Genomic DNA, 23,568 nt, shown 5'->3' on the forward strand with positions numbered 1-23,568 from the left:
GTCAGTCTCGCAGGGCCTTGCCGGTGAGGTGCAGGAAGACCGCCTCCAGGTTCGGCTCGCGCACCTCCACGGCGCGCACGGCCGCCCCCGCCCGCGTCACCGTGTCCAGGACCGCGGGCAGCACCTCCCGCGCCGACTCCACGAGCAGGTCGACGCGGCCCTCGCCGTGCCCTGCCTGCCTGACGGCGGGCAGCTTCCCGGCGGCTTCGGCGGCCGCGGCCAGGTCGCCCTCCGCGGTCAGCAGCACCCGGTCGTTCTCCCCGACCAGGCCCACCAGTTCGCGGCGCGTGCCCTCAGCTCGCAGGCGTCCCTCGTCGATGATGCCGACGCGGTCGCACAGCCGCTCGGCCTCCTCCATGTAGTGCGTGGTGTAGAGCACGGCCGCCCCCTCCGCCGCCAGCCGCGCCACGCTCTCCAGGATGGCGTTGCGGCTCTGCGGGTCCACGCCGACGGTGGGCTCGTCGAGGATGAGCAGCCTCGGCTCGTGCAGCAGCCCGATCCCGATGTTGAGTCGCCGCTTCATCCCCCCGGAGTACTGCTTGACCGGCTCCTTGGCCCGATCGGCGAGCCCGATCACCTCCAGCACCTCGGCCGTGCGGGCGCGGGCGCGGGCCCGGCTCAGGCCGTACAACCGCGCGAAGAACCTGAGATTCTCCGTGGCGGACAGATCCGGATAGATCGCCAGTTCCTGGGGGATGTAGCCGATCGCCGACTTCCCCCGGCCGTCCCGCGGCGAGTGCACCCGCCCCTCGACGAGCACATCCCCGGCGTCCCGCTCCAGGATCCCCGCGACCATCGAGATGGTCGTGGTCTTCCCCGCCCCGTTGGGCCCCAGCAGCCCGTACGTCTCGCCCGCCGCGATCGAGAACCCCACCCCGTCCACGGCGGTGTTCTCCCCGAACACCTTCCGCAAGCCACGGCATTCGAGAACCGGTTCGTCCCCCATCCCCGCCTCCAGACCCGAGGAGCCGCCCTCAGCTTCCCGACGCCCGGCCCGCGGCACAAGGCCCATTTCCCCTCATGCCGGAGACGCCGCCGGCCCCCCGGGGCGGCTCCACGGCATTCACCCGCCGCGCAGCTCACCGAGGCCGATCTCGATACCGGACGGCGCTCCCAGAATCACGCCGCCCGGGCGGGGGAGGTGTGGTGATGAATCGGGGTGGAGGGTGGGCGAGGGGCGCGTGGAGCGTCTATAAATGCGGGCTAATACGGAAGGAGATCGCTCATGGGGATGAAGTTTCGGACCGTGGTGGAACTCGGCGGGAAGACGGCCACGGGGTTCGAGATCCCGGCGGAGGTGGTCGAGGGGCTGGGGGCCGGGAAGCGGCCGGCGGTCACGGTGACGGTGAACGGCGGATACACCTATCGGAGCACGGTGGCGGTGATGGGAGGCCGCTTCCTGGTGCCGCTGAGCGCCGAGCACCGGACGGGAGCGGGTGTGAGCGCCGGCGACGAGGTGGACCTCGAACTCGACCTGGACACGGCGCCCCGCGAGATCGCGGTCCCGCCGGACCTGGCCGAGGCCCTGGCCGGCGACCAGGCCGCCAGGGGCTACTTCGAGGGCCTGTCCTACTCCCAGCAGCGCCGCTTCACCGAATGGATCGAGTCCGCCAAGAAGCCCGAGACCCGCGAACGCCGCGTCCGCGAGGCCCTCGCGATGCTCCAGGAGGGCCGCCCCCGCTGACGGTGGCCCAGGGCGAGGACATTGTCATACTACGTTTAACAGAGTATGTTCGGCGACTGCCGATGATCATCGTCGGCGGCGCCACGCGTGGCGTCTCCTCCTTCGACTCCGGAGACCCCGTGAGAGTTCTCGTCAAGACCGCGCTCGCCCTCGCCCTGCTGTCCGGGTGCGCCGCCCAGGCGTCCGCGACGCCCGCTCCCCGGCCCGAGGGGGTGTCGGAGCGGCAGTGGCGGCTGGAGCTGGCGCGGGCCGACTGCATGCGGGACCGCGGCTTCGCCTACATCCCCCATGTCCAGCAGGCCAGGACCACCGAGCTCCAGCGCCGCGTGGAGGCGGGCGACCTCGCCGCGACGGCGGAGTCGAGGGCCAGGTACGGCTACCGCATGTTCGCCCAGTACGTCTACCCGGACGACCCGGCCTCCGGCGCGCTCGTCACCGACGGCCGCGAGAACCCCAATCCCCCGGGACGCCTCAACGAGAGCCAGGCCGCCGCCTACGCCGACGCGACCGCCGTCTGCGTCTCCGTGGCGTACAAGAAGGCACTGAACAAGGACGTGCAGAGCTACGCCGACGTCCTCCAGCAGCGAGCGGCCCTCCGCGCCGAGCTCCGCGCGCGGCGCGTGGACAAGGACCCCGAGCTGGTGCGGCTCGCCGGCGCGTTCGGGGACTGCCTCGCGGGCAAGGGCTACACCGTCGAGTCGCGCACGCCGTCCGCGCTGGCCGACCGGGGCGAGCGCCGATTCGGCGCGGAGCTGAAGAAGGCCTCCAGGGCGGCCAAGGGCGAGCTCACGGCCGCCCGGGCCAAGCCGTACCTCACCAGGGAGATCAAGGACGCGCGGGACGACTTCTCGTGCGGCAAGAGCTTCTACACCCGTTACCTTCCGATAGACGCGGAGATCACCGCGCGGATCGACGCCGAGTTCGGCCGATGAGGGCGCTCATCAACGGGCTCCTCGCCGCCGCGCTCGCCGCCGGGACGCTCGCCCTCACCCCGGCCGCGCACGCCGGACCCGCGAACGCCATCCCGCGGGCCTCCTCCGCCGGGTCCGTTCCCGGGCCCGCCGCTCCCCCGCCGGCGACGGGTGGCCCCGCGGTGCCGAAGGTGCGGGGCCAGGTCACCCTGATCACCGGGGACCTGGTGACCGTGTCGGAATCCGGGCACCGGGCCGAACCCGGACCCGGCAGGACCGTCGACTTCCACACGCAGGTGAGCGGGGGCCACCTGTACGTCATCCCGTCCGACGCGCTCCGCCTGGTCGCCTCCGGCGTCCTCGATCGCCGCCTCTTCGCGGTCACGCAGCTCCTGACCTGGCGGTACGGCGACGCCGACCGCTCGGACATCCCGTTGATCGCGCAGGGCGCGGCGGCCGCGCCCCGGTCGGCGCGAGCCGTACGGCCGATGGGCGGGCTCGGGCTGACGGCGCTGCGCGTCCCCAAGCAGGAGGCGGGCCGGGCCTGGCAGGAGCTAGCCGCTCCCCGCGCCCTGGCCGCCGGGCGGGGGAAGCTCTGGCTGGACGGCCGCAGGGAGTTCACCCTCGACCGGAGCACGGCCCAGATCGGCGCCACCACCGCGTGGAAACAGGGCGTGACCGGCGCGGGCGTCACGGTCGCGGTGCTCGACACGGGCTACGACCCCAGCCATCCGGATCTGAAGGACGTGGTCTCCCACGCGAAGAACTTCAGCGAAGAACCCGACGTCAGCGACACGTTCGGCCACGGCACCCATGTCGCCTCGATCGTCGCGGGCGCCGGGGAGAAGCACCGCGGGGTCGCGCCGGGCGCCAAGCTCGCCGTGGGCAAGGTGGGCGGCCAGCAGGGGGCGAGCGACTCCGCCATCATCGCCGGCATGGACTGGGCCGTCTCCGAGGCCGGGGCCAAGGTCGTGAACCTCAGCCTCGGCGCCCCCGACAGCCCGGGGCTCGACCCCGTCGAGCAGGCCGTGAACACGCTCTCCCAGCGGACGGGCGCGTTGTTCGTCGTCGCCGCGGGCAACAGCGGCGAGAGCTCTCCCGCGTCCAGCCCCGGCAGCGCCGACGCCGCCCTCACCGTCGGCGCGGTGGACCGGGAGGACCGCGTCACCGCGTTCTCCAGCGGCGCGCCCCGCGAGGGCGACCACGCGATCAAGCCCGACCTCACGGCCCCCGGCCAGGAGATCTCCGCCGCGCTGCCGGGCGGCGGACACGGCGAGATGAGCGGCACCTCCATGTCGTCCCCGCACGTCGCCGGGGCCGCCGCCCTCCTCGCCCAGCTCCACCCCGACTGGACCGGCGCGCGGCTCAAGGCCGCCCTCACCGGTACGGCGGCGCCGACTGCGGGCGTGTCGCCGTACCGGCAGGGCACGGGGCGCGTCGATCTGGTGCGCGCGCTCGGCCAGCGGATCGTCGCCGAGACGGACGGGGCGTGGGCCGCGTTCCCCTGGGACGGCCCGGGCGGGCGGACGGCCACCAAGGCGATCACCTACGTCAACACGGGTGAGAGCCCCGTCACGCTGGACCTGTCCGCCGAAGGCGAGGTGATCGCGCTCGCGGCGCGGCGGGTGGAGGTGCCCGCGGGCGGGCGCGCACAGGTCACGGTGACCATCGACGCCACGGGAAAGGCTCCCGGAGACTATCCCGGGATCATCACCGCGCGCGCGGGCGAGACGGTCGTCCGCACGGTCGCCGGAGCCTACGTCGAGCCCGAGTCGTACGACGTCACGATCACGGCGCTCGACAGCCAGGGCGCGCCGGCGGAGCCGTGGGCGCAGGTGTACCACCCGGAGTCCGGGGCCTTCCGCGACCTGGTGTTCCAGGGCGGCGAGGCGAAGGTGCGGCTGACCGAGGGCGACTGGCGCCTGCACGCCGAGGTGCGCGAGGATCAGGCGCGGATCACGATCGCCTCCACCGCGTTCACCGTGAAGGACGCCACCTCGCGCGTCACGGTGGACGCCCGGCGGGGCCGGCAGGTCCGCTCGGAGCTGGACGACCCCACCGCCGAACGCGGGCCCGCCTACCAGTGGTCACTGGCCGAGGGCGGCTGGGGTGCCTCGATGGTGAGCATGCGGGGCGGGATCGGCCGCCTCCACGTGATCCCCGCGCGCCGTCCGGGACTCCGGTACGCCGCCCACACGTCGTGGTTCAAGAAGGGCGCGACGCCGAGCCCGTACCGCTACGACCTGGTCGACCGGCGGGACGGCGAGATACCCGAGGACCCGGTGATCATGGGCAGGCGGCGCGACCTGACCACGGTGACGGCGGTCTATCGCGCGTCGGGCGTGGCCGCCACCGGGCTCGAGGGGAGCGGCCCGGTCATCCCGGGATGGCTGATGAACACGACCACGCCGAATCGGGACCGGATGGAGTTGCCCGCCACCATCACGCACCACCGGACCCCGGGGTTCGACTGGACGGGCGCGTTGGTCGTGGGCGCGATGGCCCTCGACGACCCGGTCCGGCGGGCCAGGTCCGGCCGCGAGGAGTGGAACGTGGCGGTCAGCGGCCCCGCGTTCGCCTCCGGCGGCGAAGGCCGCACCGGCGACGCGAGCCGCACCGGCGACAGGATCGCCTACACCGCGGGGCCGTTCTTCAGCGACGGCGTCCGGGGCCGCCTGGGCCTGGACGACGCGGCGACGGGCACCATCGTGCTCAGCCGGGACGGGCGGGAGATCGCCCGGGCCGACCTGGCCGGGTGCGGGCGGCGGCCGCGGAACTGCCGGATCGGCGCGGAGGTGCCCGCCGGGGAGGGCGACTACACACTGAGCACGGTGTTCCGCAGGCAGGTGGCGCACTCCGCGCTGTCCACCTCGGTGGAGAGCGTCTGGACGTTCCGTTCGGGGACCACGCCGGAGGAACGGCCGCTGCCGCTCATGGCGGTGCGGTACGCCCCGGGCGGGCTCGACTCCCACAACCGGGCCCGCGCCGGATCGCTGGTCCGGGTGCCGCTCTGGGTGGAGCGGAACCCCGGAGCGCCCCGCTCCGCCGTACGGTCCCTGACGCTGGAGGCGTCGGGAGACGACGGCGCGACCTGGCGGCGCGTCCCGGCCGTGCGCACGGGTGACGGCTGGACGGCGCTCGTGCGCTCCCCCGCCGCGCCGGGCTTCGTGTCGCTGCGGGCGACCGTGAAGGACGCGTCGGGCGCGGGCGTCACGCAGACGATCCTGCGCGCCTACGCCGTGCGATGAGCGGATCTCCCGGGGCCGGTCGCGGCCGGTCCCGGGAGCCGCGATTGAAACGCTTCGTTGAACGGAATACGGTCGGCCGCATGCCAAGGGGAACCGCTGAGGTGAGTGAGCCCATGTACTTCGTGCTCACCGTCCTGCTGGACGGGCCGATGCACGGGCACGCGATCATGAAGGAGATCGCCGCGCTGTCCGGGGGCCGGGTGCGCCCCTCGGTGGGCACGCTGTACGGAATCCTCGACCGCCTCTGCGAACGCGGCATGATCACCGTGGACCGCGAGGAGACCGTGCAGGGCCGTGTGCGCCGCCACTTCCGGGTCACGGAGGCCGGCCGCGACGTGGTCCTCGCCGAGGCGCGGCGGATGCAGCAGGCCGCGGCCCTGGTGATGAACCGGATCCAGCCCGCATGACGCCCCTCGAACGCCGGTACCGCGGCTTCCTGCTCGCCTATCCGCGCGACTACCGGGCCGCCCACGGCGGCGAACTCCTCGGTCTCCTCCTGGACACCGCCCCGCCCGGCCGCACGGTCCCGGACCCCCGGGAGGTCGCGGGCCTCGTGTCCGGCGGAGTCCGCGCCCGTCTCGCCGCGGCCACCCGGCGCGGTCCGGCCTGGGCCGACGGCCTGCACCTGGGCGCCACCGCGCTCACCGCCGTCCAGTTCGCCGCGCTTCTGCCGTACGCCCCGGCCATCCCCCTCTGGACGGCTCTGTCCGCGCTGGCGTTGCTGGCGGTGATGCGCGGGCGCCCGTTCCTCGCTCTGCCGCTGGTGCTGCTCACCGGCGCGAAGTCGGTCGCGATCGCGGCGGGCACGCCCCTGTTCGACACCACCCTGCTCCCGGTCTTCCCGGCCGTCCTCGCCGACAGCCCCCTGTTCGCCCGGACCGGTCCCGTCGCGGTCGCCGCGGGCTACGCCCTCGCCGGGGCCGCCCTCCTGGTCCTGGCCGCGCGCGGGCGCCGGGCCGCCCCGCGCTCATGGTGGTGGGCCGCCGCCGTGCCGCTCGCCGCCTGGACGCCCGCCGCCGCCCCGCATCCCCTCGACGCCGGCCGGATCGCCCTGGAGCTGTGCCTGCTGGCCCTGGCCGTCTGGGCGAGCCGCCTCACCCGCGACCCCCGCTGGTCCCTGGGCGCGATCCTCTACCTCCTGGCCGCCTCGGCCACCCTCACGCCCCACCTCCAGACCCCGGCCTCCCGGCACCTGGCCTATTGGACCCTCCTGACCGCCCTCACGGCCACCGCCGCCCTCGCGGCCTGCGACGCCCCCAGAGCCGCCACCGCCCTCCTCCGCCGCCTCACCACCCCGGCCTGAGACGGACGGTCACCGCGGCTCGGGCGCGGGGGTGTCACAGGTCGGCAGGTTCCGGATGACGTAACCGGTGACAAGGGGCACCTCGTCCGTCCGCGGCACCCCGAACACCCGGAACCCGCCCACGAGACCGGTCAGGACGACGCCCCGACGGCGTTCGATCTCCCGCAGCTCGGGCGGCCGCGGGCATCGGCGGATGCGCAGCCTCAGGGCGAACTCCCGGCTCTCCCCGGCTCCGACCGTGAGAGGGCGGAACCCGACCGTGGGGTACCCGCCGCTCGACGGGCTGACGAGCGTCTCGGTGTGATCCACCACCCGCTCCACCACGGTGGCACTCCCAGCTTGACGACCTCGACCGGGAAGGGGCCGTCGTTGGTGAGGCTGAGGCCGACCTCCACCCAGCCGCCCGCGTCGGGCAGGCTCGCGTCGTACTCGATGGGCACATGGACGTTGGACCGGACCGTGACGGCGTTCTCCAGGGTCGTCCCCCGCGCGTCCAGGACCACCATGTGGCTGAAGCCCGGCCGCGTGTGAAGAGGCTGGTGGTTGAGTACGTACGCCGACGCCGCGGCGATCAGGGTCGTGCCGGCGAGGATCGCGGTGGGCAGAATCAGGCGTGGCGGCTTGTCCGACATGGGGGACATGATCGCGTAGGCGGGTTCGGGGTGGGCGGGGATCGCGGGAACGGGGTCCGGAAACGCGAAAGCCGCCGACCCGGGAGGGTCGGCGGCTTGTCGCTGACTGGTGGAGGTGGCGGGAATCAGGACGCTCACAGCGACATCCAGCTCCGAACTGGTCACCAAATGGCTCCGGCAGCCAGAGCTTCCACCGGCGGACGGGAAGCCTCCCGGGCTATGTGCCCGGCTTCCTCCCAGCCTGAGGCTCGCGTGAGAGGCTCGGTAAGGGGACCGGTTCCCGGTCTTCAGGTGGTTGGGACGGCGGCGCGGGCGTCGGCGGCGGTGGGGTAGATGGGGAACGCGCGGGTGAGCCCGGTCAGGCGGAAGATGCGGTCGAGCCGGGCGTTCAGGCCGGCCAGAGCCAGGGTGCCACCCTGGGCGTGCAGGGCCTTTCGGGCCGCGAGGAAGGCGGTGATGCCGCTGGAGGAGCAGAAGTCCAGGTCGGTCAGGTCGGCGATGAGGTGGCGGCAGCCGCTGGCGCGGGCGGTCTCGATCGCCTGGTTCAGGCGGGGAGCGGTGTTGTAGTCCAGTTCACCGCTCAGGTACAGGACGCACACGGGCGGCTGGTCGAGCTCGGTGTCGATGGTCAGCGAAGCGGTCATAGTGCTGGTCTTTCCCCCTATGGGGTACTCGGCGGAACGGATAGGGCGAGCAGGGCGGTGTCATCCGCGAGGCCCGGCCCGAACCCGGTAAGCAGGTCTTGGAGTGCGGCGATGATCTGATCGGCGGGGGCGCCGGCCAGGCCGGCCGCCACGTGTTGCAGGCGCTCGTCGCCGAACAGCGAACCACCGGCGACGCGGGCCTCGGTGAGCCCATCGGTGTACAGCAGAAGCGCGTCCCCCGGGGCCAGCCGCGCGGGGGCCACGGCGAAGGACGCATCGGGGAACAGGCCGACCAGGTCCCCGCCCTCGGGGTGCAACCATTCCACCATGCCGGCGGCGCGGATGATCAAGGCCGGCGGGTGCCCGCCCCCGGCCAGCGTCAGCTCCAGCCCGCTGGATGTCAGGGTGGCCATTCCGAACAGGGTGGTGCAGTAGCGCGGGGTGTCGTGCACGTACTCCTGGAGCAGAACGGTGTTGAGATTGGCCAGCACCGAGACCGGGTCGGGATCGTAGGTGGCCGCCGCCCGCAGGGTGTACCGGGTGAGCGAGGTGAGCGCCGCCGCGTCGGCACCCTTGCCGCACACATCACCCAAGAAGAAGCCCCACCGGCGGTCTCCGAGGGCGAACAGGTCGTAGAAGTCTCCTCCGACGTGCTCAGTGGAGGCCGTGTGGTAGTAAGCAGCCGCGGCCAGCCCCTCGATCTGCGGCAGCCGTGGCGGCAGCAGAGCCCGCTGCAGGGTCGCGTTGATCACTTGCAGGCGTTGCTGATCGGCCTCGGCGCGGAGGCGGCTCTCGCGTTCCAGCCGGACCGTGGTCATCGCCGCCAGCCGCAGTTCCAGCTCATCCATCACCACCGCGGCCAGGTCGGCCAGGGTGGCAAGACCCTGCTCGTCCATCTGCCGGGGCCGGGTGTCCAGCACGTTGACGGTGCCCAGCCGATAGCCGTCGGGCGTGGTGATCGGCGCGGCGGCGTAGAAGCGGATCCCCAGCTCGCCATGTACCAGCGGGTTGCCCACGGTGCGCGGGTCGGTCAGCGCGTCGGTGACCAGGTACGGCTGACTGTGCAAGATCGCCGAGGCGCACAGGCCGGGATCGCGGCCGATCTCGGTGACATCCTCGCCCAGGCCCTGCTTCGCCTTGAACCAGACCCGGTCGGTGTCCACGATGGTCACGGTCGCTATCGGCACATCCAGCATCCGCGCGGCCAGCGCCGCCACCCTGTCGAACGCCCCGTCCGGCGGAGTGTCCAGGACGGCGTAACGCCGTACCGCAGCCAGCCGCCGCACCTCATCTGCCGGAATCAAGCTCTCGGGAACACCGACGTCTACGCTCATCCGCCCTGCCCTCTGCCCGGCACCACACCCGAACTGTCACAGATCAATACGAAATGACCGACTTTCACGAGGAATGGTAGCCATTCGGCTTCCCATCACGAACCACGGGCCGCGGGCGTCCCCCGCGGGTGCTTACAGGCGGAGCGTCATCTGCACGCAGGTGCCATCCACAAGGCGCGTGATGCGCACGTCATCGCAGAACTGCCGGATCAGATACAACCCGTATCCCCGAGGCGCCCCGGGCGATGGTGGTTCCAGCCCGGCATCGTCCGGGATGAGACGCCCGGAGCGGTCGCAGACCTGCGCGCTCACCTCACCACCGCCACGGGTCAAAATCAGCGTACCCCGGCCACCGGCGTGCTCGAGCACGTTGACGATCGCCTCGTCCACCGCCAGCACGAAGTCCTCCGACGCCTGCCCGCCGAGGTCCAGCGGCGCAAGGAACTCGCGCACCTGTTGACGGTGCGCCGCCAGATCCCCACCGATTGGATGACGCACTGTATGGCCCGGATCAGCCGAATCCAGCAACGAGGTCACCCCCATCGCCGCCCGGGCGCTCCTGACTCATGCGCACATCCCTGTTCCTCATCCCAGTCGGGGCGTCATATCGAGTCCCCATCCCTCCCGATCAGACGACATCCTTCAGATTCTGGATGCGCTCGGAGTCGATGGGCAACGTCGGCACCAGCTCATGACGATCGCCCGTGAGGCGGCTGAGCGAGGGTGGTGGGAGGGCAACGCCTGTCCAGGGCGTGTCCACGATCTTCACACGCAACAGCCGCTGACCTGTCTTCGCAGGTCAGCGGCTGTTGCGTACTGGTGGAGGTGGCGGGAATCGAACCCGCGTCCTTCGGCATCTGGCCAGGGCTTCTCCGAGCGCAGCCTGCTGTGTTTTTCTCAGCCCCGGCGATCACGCAGGCGAGTCGCCGACGGGCTCAGCCACTGTTAGATTTCCCGATCAGCCCCGTGGCCGGGCTTCTCGGTTGAGCCTCCTAGCGATGCCAGGTCCCGGGCCGGAGGCTATCCCGGGCTGACAAGGGCTGGTCCTCGCTCAGGCGGCGAGGGCCATACGGCCCTGAGTGCGCGTTTCATTGGCACTTATTGGTTTGCGGTCACAGGATTAACGAGGTCACAACCGCAACCCTCGGCTCGCTTCCCCTGATCAGTCATGACGAAGTCGAAACCAGTCACCCCCTCTTGAGTTGTCAACACCGGCCACCGCGGCGGCCGGGCAACCCGAATGTACCCCGTACAACACCCCCAGTGCCAACCGCATTCCCGTCCCGGCCACGATCTCCCCAGTTTGGTGACGCACCGTCACCATCGGCCGCGATCCCCGTGTACGGCGGGCCCCCGCGCCAGCCGTACACGGGCGGAAAAAATCTTGGAACCGCGAGCAACCGTTCCGGGGGCGGGTGGCGTCTTCCAGGATGACTGAGCACCGCTTGGGGGGTTGCGGACTCAGTCGCCGTGATGAGAACAGGGCTTCATCTCGGGGGAAGCCCTGCCGTCCGGACCGGCCCGACCCTGCCGGTCGACCCCCGGGGGCGTGCGCCGAGAGCCGCGCCCCCGGGGGATTCGGCATGCCCCGGTACGGCGAACGCCGCCATCACCCTCGGTACGGCCAACGCCCTCAGCGCTCCCCGGTACGGACAACGCCCCTCAGCGCGCCCCGGTACGGCGAACGCCGCCGGCGCGCCTGGGCTTCCCGGCCGGTCAGGACAGGCTGCGGAAGAAGCGGGCCGCCACCTCCGTCGCCGAATCCCCGCCCACGTTCTGGGCGAACACGGCCACCGCGATCTCGTCCTGGTAGCCGACGAACCACGAACCCTCGCGGCGCTGGCCCTTCTCGGTGTAGCCCACCGTGGAGCTCACGCCGCTCAGGCCGTCGATGCCCAGGAACCGCGTGTCGCGCTTCACCGAGTCGCGCATCAGCTTGCGCAGCGCGCGCAGGGCGTCGGGGTCGAGAAGGCGGGCCCGCGGCACGGCCTCGGGCTTGGTCTTGTCCACCACGAGCTGCGGCGGGCGCCAGCCCCCGGTCGAGACCGACGCGGCGATCAGCGCCATGCCCAGCGGGCTCACGCGCACGCTCTCGCCGGTCATGACCTCGGCCTGCTGCGACTCGCGCGTCATGTCCGGGAGCGAGCCGGTGTAGGTCTGCAGGGGCAGGGACCAGTCCCCGCCGATGCCGAAGCGCTGGGCCTCCTCGGCGAGCACGCCCGGGGAGACGCGGCGGGCCAGCGCGGCGTAGGCGGTGACGCAGCCGCGCAGGAAGTTCTCGCGCAGCGAGGGAGCCTCGTTCGCCGACGCGCCGGCCTGCTGGAACGTGGCCTCCCCCACCCGGCGCTCGGCCGGGCAGGGCACCTTGAGACCGGTGCCGACCCCGGAGCGCACCAGCGCGGACGTCGAGACGATCGAGAACGCGGTGCCCGGCGGGTAGCGCCCGGCCAGGCCGTTCCTGACCTGGTTGAGGCCCTCGTCGGCGACCGCGAGCACCTTCCCGGTCGGCGCGTGCACGGCTACCATCACGACGGGACCGGCGCCGGCGACGGCCTCCTCGGCGCGCTGCTGCACCGCCGAGTCGATCGTGGTGTGGACGGGCGCGTTGGGCTTGGCGGGCCACTTGGCCAGCTCGCCGACCTTGCGGCCGTTCTGGTCCAGCGCGACGACCTCGGTCGAGGTCGAGCCCGCGAGCTGGTCCTGGTACACCTTCTGCAGGCCGGAGCGGCCGACGGTGTCGCCGGCCTCGGCCGGGCCGCCGAGCTGGGCGGCGGTCTCGGCGGTGGGCGCGCTCACCGCGCCGACGATCTCGGTGGGCGCCTTGGCCGCGATCGGCATCGGCTCCTGGCGGATCTCGATGCCGGGGATCGCCGCGAGCTTGCCGCTCAGCTCGGCGTACTTGGTCTTGCCGAACGTGGCGAGCTTGACGAACTCGTTGGGCGGCGCGGACCTGATCTGCCCGAGGATGCGGTCCTCGGCGAAACCGGTGGCCTTGGCCAGCCGAGCGCCGACCTCCTCCGGGTTGCTCAGCCCTGACGGGATGGCCCCGGCGACGTAGACGGTCGCCTCGGTGAGCAGGGTGTTCCCGCGCGAGTCGAGCACCGGGGCCCGGGGCTCGACCTCGTTCACCACGGCGAGCCGCTGGCCGGGCCCGAGCTTGGGGTGGATCGCGCTGGGGCTCCAGCGCACCTTCCACAGGTTGCCGATCAGCCGCAGGTCCAGCCGCCCGTCGTACAACCAGGGCGGCGCGTTCTCGCCGAGGTCCACCGTGGCGTGGTAGACCGCGCGGGCGCTGTCGCCGTTCTGGTCGAGCGAGGTGAGCCTGAACCGGAACGAGGTGGCGTCGAGCTGCGGCCCGACCTGCGAGAGCGCCTTCTCGACGGTCTTGTGGTCGCCGTCGGTGCGGGCCGCCGCCTTGGCGAAGTCGCCGGACTGCCAGCCGACGAGGAAGTCGCGCACGGCCTCCTGCGGCGAGGGCTCGGCGAAGCACCCCGCCAGGAGCGGGGCCAGCACCACCGCGGAGAGCGCGGCGGCCAGGCCGCGCCTCCGGGCGGGGGCCGGGCCGCGCCTTCGGACGTCGGCCAGGCCCCGCCTCAGCGGGGTGACGCGCTTGCGGGAAGGGGTGCGTTCCGGGAGGCGCACGACTAGCGCCTCCGGCCCCGGACGGCGCGGTCCATCTCCCGGGCGGCCTGGCGTTCGGCCAGGTCGTGGCGCTTGTCGTAGTTCTTCTTACCGCGCGCCACGCCGAACTCGATCTTGGCCTTGCCGTCCTTGAAGTACAGCGCCAGCGGCACCAGCGTCAGCCCGCGCTCCCGGGTCTCCTCGGAGATCTTGGCGATCTCCTTGCGGTGCAGCAGCATCTTGCGGGGGCGGCGCGGCTCGTGGTTGGTCCAGGTGCCCTGGGTGTACTCCGGGATGTGGACGTTCATCAGCCACACCTCGCCATCCTTGACCTGGGCGAACCCGTCCACGAGGGAGGCCCGCCCGGCCCGCAGCGACTTGACCTCGGTGCCGGTCAGGACGAGGCCCGCCTCGAAGGTGTCCTCGATGTGGAAGTCGTGGCGGGCACGCCGATTCTGGGCGATCATCTTGCGCCCCTGCTCACGTGGCACGTTCAGCCTCTTCGTCGGTCAAGCGGATCCGGTGGTCCTAACGAGGTTACCGGGACCGCGTCACACCCGGAGGTAGCGCCGGAGCGTGACGAAGGAGGCCACCGCGCAGATCAGCACACCGAGGACGATCGCCAGCACCGCGTTCCACGCCACGGCGCCCCAGCTCAGCCGTACGGCGAACGCGAAGTAGTTCTGGAGCTGGTCGAACACGGTGATCTTGGCGATCACCAGCATGACCGCCGCGATCAGGCCGCCGGCCAGGCCCGCGAGGACGCCCTCCAGCAGGAACGGCATCTGGATGTAGAGGTTGGACGCGCCGACCAGCCGCATGATGCCCGTCTCACGGCGGCGGTTGTACGCGGCCAGCCTCATCGTGTTGCCGATGAGCAGGATCGCGGCGAGGCCCTGGATGATCGCGATGGCGATCGCGCTGCCCTGGAGCTTGCCGAGCAGCTCGAAGAACGTGTTGAGGACGTCCTCCTGGTTCTGCACGCTGGACACGCCCGGGCGGCCGGCCGCGACCTCCTGCACGGCCTTGAAGTCCTTCTGGTCGCGCAGCTTCACGCGGAACGACTCCGGCAGGTCCTCCGGCTTGGTCATCTCGACGAAGGTCGGAGAGTTCTTGAACTGCTCCTTGAACAGCGCGTACGCCTGGTCGGAGGTCTCGTGCTTGACCTCCTCGACCTGCGGCATCTTCTCCAGCGCGGCCTTGAGGTCGTTGCGCTCCTGCTCGCTGGCGGCGCCGCGGCCCTTGCACCTGGGCATCGCGTCGTTCTTCTTGCACAGGTAGATCGAGATGCTGATCTTGTCGGCCCAGTAGCCCTTCATGTTCGAGACCTGGTTCCGGATGAGCAGTCCGGTCCCGAACAGGGCCATGCCGATGGCGGCCGTCACGATGACCGCGATGGTCATCGTGAGGTTGCGCCGGAGGCCGATCCAGACCTCGGAGAAGATGAAGTTCGTCCGCATGTTGTGCGACCCCCTATGCGATCAGTACGCCTGGCCGTAGACGCCACGCGACTGGTCGCGAACGATCTTGCCGTCCTCGAGCTCCACAACGCGCTTGCGCATGGAGTCGACGATGGCGGCGTCGTGGGTGGCCATGACGACGGTCGTGCCCGTCCGGTTGATGCGGTCGAGCACCTTCATGATTCCGATGCTGGTCGCCGGGTCGATGTTCCCCGTCGGCTCGTCGGCCAGGAGGATCATCGGGCGGTTCACGAACGCGCGGGCCATGGCGACGCGCTGCTGCTCGCCGCCGGACAGCTCGTCGGGCATGCGGTGGGCCTTGCCTTCGAGTCCGACCAGCTCGACGACCTCGGGAACAACCTTGCGGATGAACCGGTTGGGTTTACCGATGACCTCGAGGGCGAACGCGACGTTCTCGTAGACGTTCTTGTTGGGCAGCAGGCGGAAGTCCTGGAACACACAGCCGATCCGGCGGCGCAGGTGCGGGATCTTCCAGTTGGAGAGCCGCGCGAGGTCCTTGCCCGCGACGTGGATCTGACCGTTGTTCGGTCGCTCCTCCTTGAGGATCAGCCTCAGGAAGGTGGACTTACCCGAGCCGGACGGGCCGACCAGGAACACGAACTCGCCCTTGTCGACGTCCACACTGACGTGATCGAGGGCGGGCCGGTTCTGGTTGGCGTAGACCTTGGTGACGTTATCGAAGTGGATCACGGGCGCATCACGGCAAGCCAGTCTAGGGGCTGGGACGACGACGGAGCGGTTCCCGGGGGAACACACTCCGTCTTGACCGAACCGGGAACCGATGTTGAGCTTCCAGCACTCCGGTTGGCCAGGGCTCAGTCTAGGGGTAACACTGGCATGGAACGTCCATAACGGAAACAAAACGATTCGACGAGCCGGGCGGGGCCCAAACCACCCCATCCCTCCCGTCGACGACAGAAGACAGCAGAGCGAGGCGAAACAATGAGCTGCGACCACCTGATCTGCGCTCGGTGTGCCGGCCCGGTGATGGAGGGCCGCTGCCCGGCCTGCCGAGCCGCCCGGGAGGAACTCCACGGACAGGGCATGCTGAGCGCGTCTCCCCTGCTCATCGCGATCGCCGTCCTGCTGGTCCTGATGCTCGCGCTGGCGGTCCACCTGCACGCCTGACCGCCGCCGACCCCGAAGGCATACCGCGCCGCCGCCCGCACGGGCGGCGGCTTTGTCCACGCTTTACCCGCCTCACCCGCCGCGCGCCGCCCCCGCCGCCGCCCCCCTGCGCCGTCTCGCGCCGTCTCGTGCCGCCCGGGCCGTACGGCTCGCGCCCGGCCTCGCCCGCCGCCGCCCCGCCCGCCGTACGGCACGCCGCCGCCTCGCCGGCCGTACGGCACGCGCCCGGCCTCGCCCGCCGTACGGCTCAAGCCCGGCCCCGCCGTACGGGCCAATCCCGGCCGTACGGCTCAAGCCCGGCCGTACGGCGCCGGCGGCCCGGTCCGCGGCGCGGCGCGGCCGGGCGGGGGAACCCTCAGGTCAGGCGGTGCCGGACTCCTGCTTGCGGGCCCAGCGGATCTCGGACTCGATGAACTCGTCGATGTCGCCGTCGAGGACCGCCGAGGGGTTGCCCGCCTCGACGCCCGTGCGCAGGTCCTTGACGATCTGGTACGGGTGCAGGACGTAGTTGCGGATCTGGGTGCCCCACGAGCTGGTGGACTCGCCGCGCAGCTCGGACATCTTCTCCGCCTCCTCCTGCCGCTTGCGCTCCAGCAGCTTGGCCTGGAGCACGTTCATGGCGGTGGCGCGGTTCTGGAGCTGGGACCGCTCGTTCTGGCAGGAGACCACGATGCCGGTCGGGATGTGCGTGATGCGCACGGCCGAGTCGGTCGTGTTGACGCCCTGCCCGCCCGGCCCGGAGGACCGGTAGACGTCGATGCGCAGGTCGTCCTCGCTGATCTCGATGTGGTCGGTCTGCTCGACCACGGGCACCACGTCCACGCCGGCGAACGAGGTCTGCCGGCGGCCCTGGTTGTCGAACGGGCTGATCCGGACCAGCCGGTGCGTGCCGTGCTCGCCGCGCAGGGTGCCGTAGGCGTAGGGCGCCTTGACCGCGAACGTCGCGGACTTGATGCCGGCCTCTTCGGCGTAGGAGGTCTCGTAGACCTCCGTGGGGTAGCCCTTGCGCTCGGCCCAGCGGATGTACATCCGCAGCAGCATCTGCGCCCAGTCCGCCGCGTCCACGCCGCCCGCCTGCGAGTTGATCGTGACGAGGGCCTCACGGGCGTCGTACTCGCCCGAGAGCAGCGTGCGGACCTCCAGCGCGCCGATGTCGCCCCGCAGCGACTCCAGCTCCCTGTCGGCCTCCTGGCGGGTGTCCTCGTCGTCCTCGCCCTCGGCGAGCTCGTAGAGCACCGTGAGGTCGTCCAGACGGCGCTGGAGGTTCTCGACCCGGGTCAGCTCACCCTGGAGGAACGAGAGGCGGCTGGTGACCTTCTGCGCGCGTGCCTGGTCGTCCCACAGGTCGGGCGCGCCAGCCTGCTCCCCGAGGTCCGCGATCTCCTTGCGCATAGCGTCCAGATCGAGCACGGACGCGATGCCTTTCAGCGTCGCCGAGAGCTCGGTGATTTCCTCATTGCGATCGATGGCTGCCACGTCTGCTAAGGGTACGCGAGGCTCGGCCCATGGCGTACGGCCGAGGGCCCCGGCTGGCTACGATTCAATCCAGCATAGGAGGAGGGGCTCGACGCGATGAAGGCATGGGGGGCTGCGATCGCCCTGCTCGCGGCAGTCTGCGCGGCCGCCGCGTGCACTGCGCCGTCGAAGCCCGCCGCCACCGTGTCCGCGAGCGCGACGGGCACGGGCACGGGCACGGCCTCGCCCTCGAAGGCGCCGCCCGAGCAGACGGACTTCGCCGAGGCCGGGCGCGTGGTGGCCACCTACTTCGCGACCGACGACGTGGCGCGGGCCACCGGGGACGAGCGGCTGGGCCTGGCGCTGGCCAGGGACGGGCGCACGCTGCTGACGATGGCGGCGTTCCGGGCCGCGATCGAGCGGGGCACGGCGGTGCCCCGGGCCCGCTGGGGACGCCCCCGGCTGATGATCCCCAAGCTTGACCGGTACCCCCTGTGGTTCGCGGCGGCGGCCGAGCGACGTGAGGCGGGCGCGAGCCGTACGGCGGTCATGGTGTTCATGAAGGCCGACGACGAGGACCGCTGGCGGCTCAGCTCCTCCTCGCTGCTGGAGTCCGGCGAGAAGCTGCCGGAGCTGGCGCTGGACGCCGACGGGTACGCCACGCCGCTGGCGACGTTCGACGACGACCTGGCGATCAGCCCGCGCCTGCTCGGGCCGCTGCACGCGACGATCGCCGAGGAGGGCGCGGGCGGGGCCGCCGCCGGGCTGGTCGCGCCGGGGCCGCACACGACCGCGCGGCACGTGGAGATCCAGACCAACCGGCAGCGGGCGAAGGAGTCCGGCATGGGCTACGACTCGATCTTCGGCGCGGCCAACTTCCCCGTCTACGCCCTCAAGACCGAGGACGGCGGCGGGCTGGTCTTCTACGTGCTGTCGCGCACGACCACGTGGTACGCCAAGGCCAAGAGCGTGTTCCGCATCGAGCCGCCGCCCGGCGCGGTCCCCCTCCTGAAGGACCCCGTCGTGCGCCGGTCCCTGGAGGTCGTGGAGACGCAGCAGTACGTCGCCACGGTCCCCCCGAAGGGCGGCGGCGCGGCCAGGGTCATCGCCTACGACGGCGCGATAACCAAGGTCAACAACACCTGATCCGCGCCCGCGCCGATCCCGCGGTTCCGTCGCGGCGTGCGCGCGGAACCGCGGGATCGGCGGGCGGGGGACGCGGGGGTCACGCCTCCGTGTGGGGGAGGCTGCTGGCGGCCACCAGGGTGCGGATGGCGCGGAGGGCGACCGACAGAGTGGCCAGGTCGAAGGTGTCGCTCTCCCAGATCTCCGACAGCGTCTGGCGGGCGCGGTCGCGGGCGGCGGCGTTCGCGTCCGACCAGGCCTTGAGCCGCTCCTCGGGGGACAGGCCCGGCTTGCTGGTCATCAGGACGTCCCTCGTGACCGCCGCGTGGGCGGCGTAGAGGTCGTCCCTGAGCGCCGCGCGGGCGATCGAGTTCCACCGGCTGTCGCGCGGCAGGGCGATGATCCGCTCGCGCAGCCGGGAGAGCTGGAGCCGGTCGGCCAGGTCGAAGTAGACCTCGGCCACCTCCTGCACCGGCCGCCCGGTCACCGACGCGATCTCCACCAGGTCGAACGTGGAGTAGGCCGGGACCATCGCCGACACGCGCTCGGCCAGCTCGGCCGGCACGCCCCGGGCGACGAGCCCGTCCCGCCGGTCCTCGTAGGCCAGCAGGTCGCGGCCGACGAGCAGCTTGGGCAGGTGCGGCAGCAGTTCCTCGGCCCCGCCCCGGAAGAAGTCCACCGTGGAGGCCAGGTCGAGCGGCGGACGCCGGTTGGTGAGCAGCCACCGGGCGCCCCGCTCGGTGAGCTTGCGGCCCTCCAGCAGCAGCGCGATCTGGGTGGCCGTGTCCACCTCGGTGTCGAGCGCCTCGACGGCCCGCCACAGCGTGGGCATGTCGAACACGTCCCGCGCCACGAGATACGCCCTGGCGATGTCGGAGGTGGAGGCCCCGGTCTCCTCGGCCAGGCGGAACACGAACGTCGTGCCGGAGTTGTTGACCAGGTCGTTCACCACGGTCGTCGCGATGATCTCGCGGCGCAGCGGGTGGTCGTCCATGTACGGCCGGAAGCGCTCGCGCAGGGCCGAGGGGAAGTACGACACGAGCCAGGACGCGAGGTACGGGTCGTCGGGCAGGTCCGAGGCCAGCAGCTCGCGGTCCACGGCCAGCTTGTTGTACGCCAGCAGGACCGAGAACTCCGGCAGCGTCAGCCCCAGCCCGGCCTGGCGGCGCTCGGCGAGCTGCTTGTCGGACGGCAGCGCCTCCAGCTCCCGGTTGAGCAGCCCCTCGCGCTCCAGCTTGCGGAGGTACCGGGCGTGGACGTGGAGCATCTCGGGGGCCTGGGTGCGGGCCGCCGCCAGCACGACGTTCTGGTTGTAGTTGTCGCGCAGGACCAGCGAGGCGACCTCGTCGGTCATGTCCAGGAAGAGCTGGTTGCGCTGCTTGTCGGTCAGCTCCCCGTCGCGGACGACCCGGTCCAGCAGGATCTTGATGTTCACCTCGTGGTCGGAGGTGTCCACGCCCGCCGAGTTGTCGATGAAGTCGGTGTTGATCAGCCCGCCGGCCAGCGCGAACTCGATGCGGGCGAGCTGGGTCAGGCCCAGGTTGCCGCCCTCGCCCACGACCCGGCAGCGCAGCTCGGAGGCGTTGACCCGGAGCGCGTCGTTGGCCTTGTCGCCCACGTCGGCGTGGGTCTCGGCGGTCGCCTTGACGTACGTGCCGATGCCGCCGTTCCACAGCAGGTCCACCGGGGCGGTCAGGATCGCCCGGATCAGCTCGTGCGGGGGCAGCGCGGTGACCGTCTCGGAGATGCCGAGCACGGCCCGCATCTGCGGCGACACCGGGATCGACTTGGCGGTGCGCGGCCAGACCCCGCCGCCGGGCGAGATCAGCTCGGGCGAGTAGTCGGCCCACGAGCTGCGCTCCAGCCCGAACAGCCGGTTCCGCTCCTCCCAGCTCTTGGCCGGGTCGGGGTTGGGGTCGACGAACACGTGCCGGTGGTCGAACGCCGCGACCAGCTTGAGGTGCCGGGAGAGCAGCATCCCGTTGCCGAACACGTCGCCGGACATGTCGCCGATGCCCACCACGGTCGTGTCGGTGGTCTGCACGTCGTGGCCGAGCGAGCGGAAGTGGTACTTGACCGACTCCCACGCGCCCCGGGCGGTGATGCCCATGGCCTTGTGGTCGTAGCCGATGCTGCCGCCGGAGGCGAAGGCGTCGCCCAGCCAGAAGCCGTACTGCCGGGAGACCTCGTTGGCGATGTCGGAGAACGTCGCCGTGCCCTTGTCGGCCGCGACCACCAGGTAGGGGTCGTCGCCGTCGTGCCGCACCACGTCCTTGGGCGGCACGACCTCGCCGCCGACCAGGTTGTCGGTGATGTCCAGCAGGCCGCTGATGAAGTGCCGGTAGCACGCCACGCCCTCGGCGATCATCTCCTCGCGGCCCCCGGCCGGCGGGCGCTTGACCACGAACCCGCCCTTGGAACCGGTCGGCACGATCACGGTGTTCTTCACCATCTGCGCCTTGACCAGGCCGAGGATCTCGGTCCGGAAGTCCTCCATGCGGTCGGACCAGCGCAGGCCGCCGCGCGCCACCTTGCCGAAGCGCAGGTGCACGCCCTCGACCCGCGGCGAGTAGACGAAGATCTCGTACTTCGGCCGGGGCAGCGGCAGGACGCTGATCGCCTCCGGGTCGAGCTTGATCGAGATGTACGGCTTGCGCGGCTCCTGGTAGTAGTTCGTGCGCAGCGTCGCGCGGATCATCTCCAGGTACGCCCGCAGGATGCGGTCCTCGTCGAGCGAGGCCACCTCGTCCAGCGCGCCGTGGATCTCCTCCACCAGCGCGTCGGTCAGCTCGGCGCGCGCCGCCTCGTCCGCGCCGGAGTCGGCGGGCTCCGCGGCCAGGCCGGAGGCGCCGGCGGTCCCGGCGGCCCCGCCGTTCACCGCCGCGGCGGTGCGGGCGTGCGGGCGCAGGCGGACCTCGAACAGCCGCACGAACAGGCGCGCCAGCCGTACGTTGTTGAGCATCACGCGCTCGATGTAGTCCTGGCTGAACGTGGTGCCGGCCTGGCGGAGGTACTTGGCGTACAGCCGCAGGATCTCGGTCTGGCGCCAGGTCAGGCCGCCCAGCAGGACGAGCGCGTTGAACCCGTCGCTCTCGACCTCGCCGCGCCACAGCGCCTCGAACGCGTCCTGGAACAGCCGCTTGAGGTTGTCACGGTCCACGTCCTCGCCGCACTCGAACCGCAGCCCGAAGTCGTAGATCCAGGCCTCCGGCTCGCCGTCCCGCCGGATCTCGTACGGGCGCTCGTCCACGACCTCGATGGCCATGCGCTGGAGCAGCGGCAGCACCTGCGACAGCGAGATCGGTTGCCCGACGCGGTAGATCTTGAGGCGGCGTTCGCCCCCGGTCGCGCCGTACGGCTCGTACAGGTTGAGCCCGAACCCGCCCGGCAGGCCCTCCAGCCGGCGCAGGTCCGCGACGGCCGTGCGCGCGGGGAAGTCCGCCTTGTACGCCTCGGGGAACGCGTTGGCGTAACGCCGTACCAGGTCGGGGGCGTCCTCCTCGGGGGCCAGCTCGCCGATCGCGTCGGCCAGGTCGTCCTCCCAGGAGCGTACGGCCGCCGCCAGGCGGGCCTCCAACCGCTCGACGTCGGAGGGGGACGGCTCGGCCATGATCTGCCCGCGCTCACCGCGCACGACGACGTGCAGCCGGGCCAGCGCGGACTCGCCGATCATGGCGCTGTAGTCCAGCGAGACGCCGTGGAAGGCGCGCATCAGGATGTCCTGCATGCGCAGCCGGATCTTGGTGGTGTAGCGGTCGCGCGGCAGGAAGATCAGGCAGGAGATGTACCGGCCGTAGTCGTCGCGGCGCGGGAAGAGCTTGACCTGCTTGCGCTCGCGCAGCCGCAGCACGCCCAGCGCGATCGGCAGCAGCTCCTCCACCGAGGTCTGGAACAGCTCCGACCGGGGGTAGGTCTCCAGGATCTCGATGAGGTCCTTGCCGTCGTGGCTGTCGGGGGCGAGCCCGGCGCGCTCCAGCACCTGGGAGAGCTTGGTGCGCAGTAAGGGGATGCGCGAGATCGACTCGTTGTAGGCCACGTGCGTGAACAGGCCGAGGAAGCGGCGCTCGCCGATCACGTCGCCCGCGTCGTCGTACAGCTTGACGCCCACGTAGTCCAGGTAGGCCGGGCGGTGCACGGTGGCCTTGGTGTTGGCCTTGGTGATGATCAGCGGCTGCTCGCGCCGCCGCGCCTGGGCCCGCACCTCGCGCGGGAGCGCGGCGAAGCTGTCCGAGCCCGGCCGGTCGTGCCGCAGGATGCCCAGGCCGGTGCCGGTGACCGGGCGCAGCTCGTCGCCGCTCTCGGCGCGCTCCAGGCGGTACTCCCGGTAGCCCAGGAACGTGAAGTGGTCGTCGGCCAGCCAGCGCAGGAAGTCCAGGCTCTCGGGGTCGAGCGCGTGCTCGTCGGTGGTCTGCAGCGCGAGCGCCCGCATCTTCGGGAAGTCCTCGACGGCGTTGCGCACGTCGCCGAGCACCCGGGTGAGCTCGGACTCCAGCTCCTTGAGCACCGCCGGGTCCGGCTGGCGGTCCACCTCGATGTGCATCCACGACTCGGTCAGGAGCTGCCCGGTGCGGTCGGTCTCGTCCGCGCCCAGCATGCGGCCGGTCATGTCGCGGCGCACCTTCATCTGGGGGTGCACGACCAGGTGGGTGCCGATGTCGTGCCGGTCCAGCACCATCGTGATCGAGTCCACGAGGAACGGCATGTCGTCGGTGACCACCTCGACCACCGAGTGCCCCGGGTCCCAGCCGTGGTCTTCGAGGGAGGGGTTGTAGCAGAGCACGATGGGCCGCCCCTGGGGGCGGGTCCCGGCGTGGGCGCGCTGGGCCAGGGCGGGGCCGTAGACGTCCACCGGGTCGCGTTCGAGCAGGTCCTCGGGCGCGACGTGCCGGTAGTAGACCCGGAGGAAGGCCAGCACCTCCTCCTGGGTCAGGGGTTTGCTCGCGCATGTGCGCGCGGCGCGCTGAAGAAGCTCGTCCTTGGCCTCGTCGAGCGGCATCTCGCT

Annotated in this window: 20 protein-coding genes and 1 other RNA gene; 8 read left to right on the forward strand and 13 right to left on the reverse strand. The window is 71.7% G+C overall.

All coding sequences use genetic code 11. The annotated features are described in order from the left end of the window. Position 1 precedes the first annotated feature (1 nt). Positions 2–904, reverse strand: coding sequence for an ABC transporter ATP-binding protein (locus D5H75_RS22860; protein WP_340137771.1), 903 nt, complete (start codon positions 902–904; stop codon positions 2–4). A 321-nt stretch (positions 905–1,225) separates the two neighbouring features. Between D5H75_RS22860 and D5H75_RS22865 the strand changes: the two genes are divergently transcribed. From D5H75_RS22865 to D5H75_RS22885, 5 genes are all read left to right on the forward strand, one after another. Then, positions 1,226–1,684 carry a YdeI/OmpD-associated family protein gene (locus D5H75_RS22865; RefSeq protein WP_242454446.1) on the forward strand — a complete coding sequence of 153 codons (459 nt, stop codon included), beginning with the start codon at positions 1,226–1,228 and terminating at the stop codon, positions 1,682–1,684. 119 nt (positions 1,685–1,803) lie between these two features. Further along, positions 1,804–2,616 carry a hypothetical protein gene (locus D5H75_RS22870; RefSeq protein WP_147425252.1) on the forward strand — a complete coding sequence of 271 codons (813 nt, stop codon included), beginning with the start codon at positions 1,804–1,806 and terminating at the stop codon, positions 2,614–2,616. Then, positions 2,613–5,843 carry a S8 family serine peptidase gene (locus D5H75_RS22875; RefSeq protein WP_119928563.1) on the forward strand — a complete coding sequence of 1,077 codons (3,231 nt, stop codon included), beginning with the start codon at positions 2,613–2,615 and terminating at the stop codon, positions 5,841–5,843. Before D5H75_RS22870 ends, D5H75_RS22875 begins: the two co-directional genes overlap by 4 nt. A 101-nt stretch (positions 5,844–5,944) precedes the next feature. After that, positions 5,945–6,250, forward strand: coding sequence for a PadR family transcriptional regulator (locus D5H75_RS22880; RefSeq protein ID WP_242454447.1), 306 nt, complete (start codon positions 5,945–5,947; stop codon positions 6,248–6,250). Continuing rightward, complete coding sequence (locus D5H75_RS22885; RefSeq protein ID WP_119928565.1) at positions 6,247–7,146, forward strand: hypothetical protein; 900 nt, start codon at positions 6,247–6,249, stop codon at positions 7,144–7,146. Before D5H75_RS22880 ends, D5H75_RS22885 begins: the two co-directional genes overlap by 4 nt. A gap of 9 nt (positions 7,147–7,155) precedes the next feature. Here D5H75_RS22885 and D5H75_RS22890 read toward each other — a convergent pair whose 3' ends face one another. Beyond that, on the reverse strand, positions 7,156–7,470 hold the full coding sequence (locus D5H75_RS22890) for a hypothetical protein (RefSeq protein ID WP_147425253.1): 315 nt from the start codon (positions 7,468–7,470) through the stop codon (positions 7,156–7,158). 45 nt (positions 7,471–7,515) lie between these two features. Here D5H75_RS22890 and D5H75_RS41840 point away from each other — a divergent pair, with 45 nt between their 5' ends. Further along, positions 7,516–7,677: a hypothetical protein gene (locus D5H75_RS41840; RefSeq protein ID WP_202638407.1), complete on the forward strand. Its 162-nt coding sequence runs from the start codon at positions 7,516–7,518 to the stop codon at positions 7,675–7,677. A gap of 388 nt (positions 7,678–8,065) precedes the next feature. Here the strand turns inward: D5H75_RS41840 and D5H75_RS22900 are convergent, their stop codons facing one another. From D5H75_RS22900 to ftsE, 9 genes are all read right to left on the reverse strand, one after another. Further along, complete coding sequence (locus D5H75_RS22900) at positions 8,066–8,422, reverse strand: STAS domain-containing protein (protein ID WP_119928568.1); 357 nt, start codon at positions 8,420–8,422, stop codon at positions 8,066–8,068. A gap of 17 nt (positions 8,423–8,439) precedes the next feature. Next, a complete protein-coding gene (locus D5H75_RS22905; RefSeq protein ID WP_206781966.1) occupies positions 8,440–9,708 on the reverse strand; it encodes a PP2C family protein-serine/threonine phosphatase in 1,269 nt (422 codons plus the stop codon). Between the two features lie 180 nt (positions 9,709–9,888). Next, complete coding sequence (locus D5H75_RS22910) at positions 9,889–10,299, reverse strand: ATP-binding protein (protein WP_119928570.1); 411 nt, start codon at positions 10,297–10,299, stop codon at positions 9,889–9,891. An 85-nt stretch (positions 10,300–10,384) separates the two neighbouring features. After that, entirely contained in the window at positions 10,385–10,525 is a 141-nt protein-coding gene (locus D5H75_RS41845) for a hypothetical protein (protein ID WP_202638409.1), read from the reverse strand. Positions 10,526–10,573: 48 nt separating this feature from the next. Further along, positions 10,574–10,951: a transfer-messenger RNA gene (gene ssrA / locus D5H75_RS22915) on the reverse strand. Positions 10,952–11,472: 521 nt separating this feature from the next. Further along, positions 11,473–13,398, reverse strand: a complete 1,926-nt coding sequence (locus tag D5H75_RS22920; protein WP_202638410.1) for a penicillin-binding transpeptidase domain-containing protein — start codon at positions 13,396–13,398, stop codon at positions 11,473–11,475. A gap of 2 nt (positions 13,399–13,400) precedes the next feature. Then, positions 13,401–13,868 (reverse strand): SsrA-binding protein SmpB, encoded by a 468-nt coding sequence (smpB, locus tag D5H75_RS22925; protein ID WP_119928571.1) that lies wholly within the window; start codon positions 13,866–13,868, stop codon positions 13,401–13,403. A gap of 60 nt (positions 13,869–13,928) precedes the next feature. Then, positions 13,929–14,837 (reverse strand): permease-like cell division protein FtsX, encoded by a 909-nt coding sequence (ftsX, locus tag D5H75_RS22930; protein ID WP_119928572.1) that lies wholly within the window; start codon positions 14,835–14,837, stop codon positions 13,929–13,931. Positions 14,838–14,858: 21 nt separating this feature from the next. Beyond that, entirely contained in the window at positions 14,859–15,548 is a 690-nt protein-coding gene (ftsE, locus tag D5H75_RS22935; protein WP_119928573.1) for a cell division ATP-binding protein FtsE, read from the reverse strand. A gap of 252 nt (positions 15,549–15,800) precedes the next feature. Between ftsE and D5H75_RS22940 the strand changes: the two genes are divergently transcribed. After that, a complete protein-coding gene (locus D5H75_RS22940) occupies positions 15,801–15,986 on the forward strand; it encodes a hypothetical protein (protein ID WP_119928574.1) in 186 nt (61 codons plus the stop codon). A 360-nt stretch (positions 15,987–16,346) separates the two neighbouring features. Here D5H75_RS22940 and prfB read toward each other — a convergent pair whose 3' ends face one another. Beyond that, positions 16,347–17,462 (reverse strand): peptide chain release factor 2, encoded by a 1,116-nt coding sequence (gene prfB, locus D5H75_RS22945; RefSeq protein ID WP_119928575.1) that lies wholly within the window; start codon positions 17,460–17,462, stop codon positions 16,347–16,349. Positions 17,463–17,558: 96 nt separating this feature from the next. On the opposite strand from prfB, the gene D5H75_RS22950 reads away from it, so the two are divergent. Beyond that, positions 17,559–18,587 (forward strand): DUF8094 domain-containing protein, encoded by a 1,029-nt coding sequence (locus D5H75_RS22950; RefSeq protein ID WP_119928576.1) that lies wholly within the window; start codon positions 17,559–17,561, stop codon positions 18,585–18,587. A gap of 79 nt (positions 18,588–18,666) precedes the next feature. Here the strand turns inward: D5H75_RS22950 and D5H75_RS22955 are convergent, their stop codons facing one another. Beyond that, entirely contained in the window at positions 18,667–23,562 is a 4,896-nt protein-coding gene (locus D5H75_RS22955) for an NAD-glutamate dehydrogenase (RefSeq protein ID WP_119928577.1), read from the reverse strand. Between the last annotated feature and the right edge of the window lie 6 nt (positions 23,563–23,568).

The sequence above is a fragment of the Bailinhaonella thermotolerans genome, from assembly GCF_003594875.1.
GTDB lineage: Bacteria > Actinomycetota > Actinomycetes > Streptosporangiales > Streptosporangiaceae > Bailinhaonella > Bailinhaonella thermotolerans.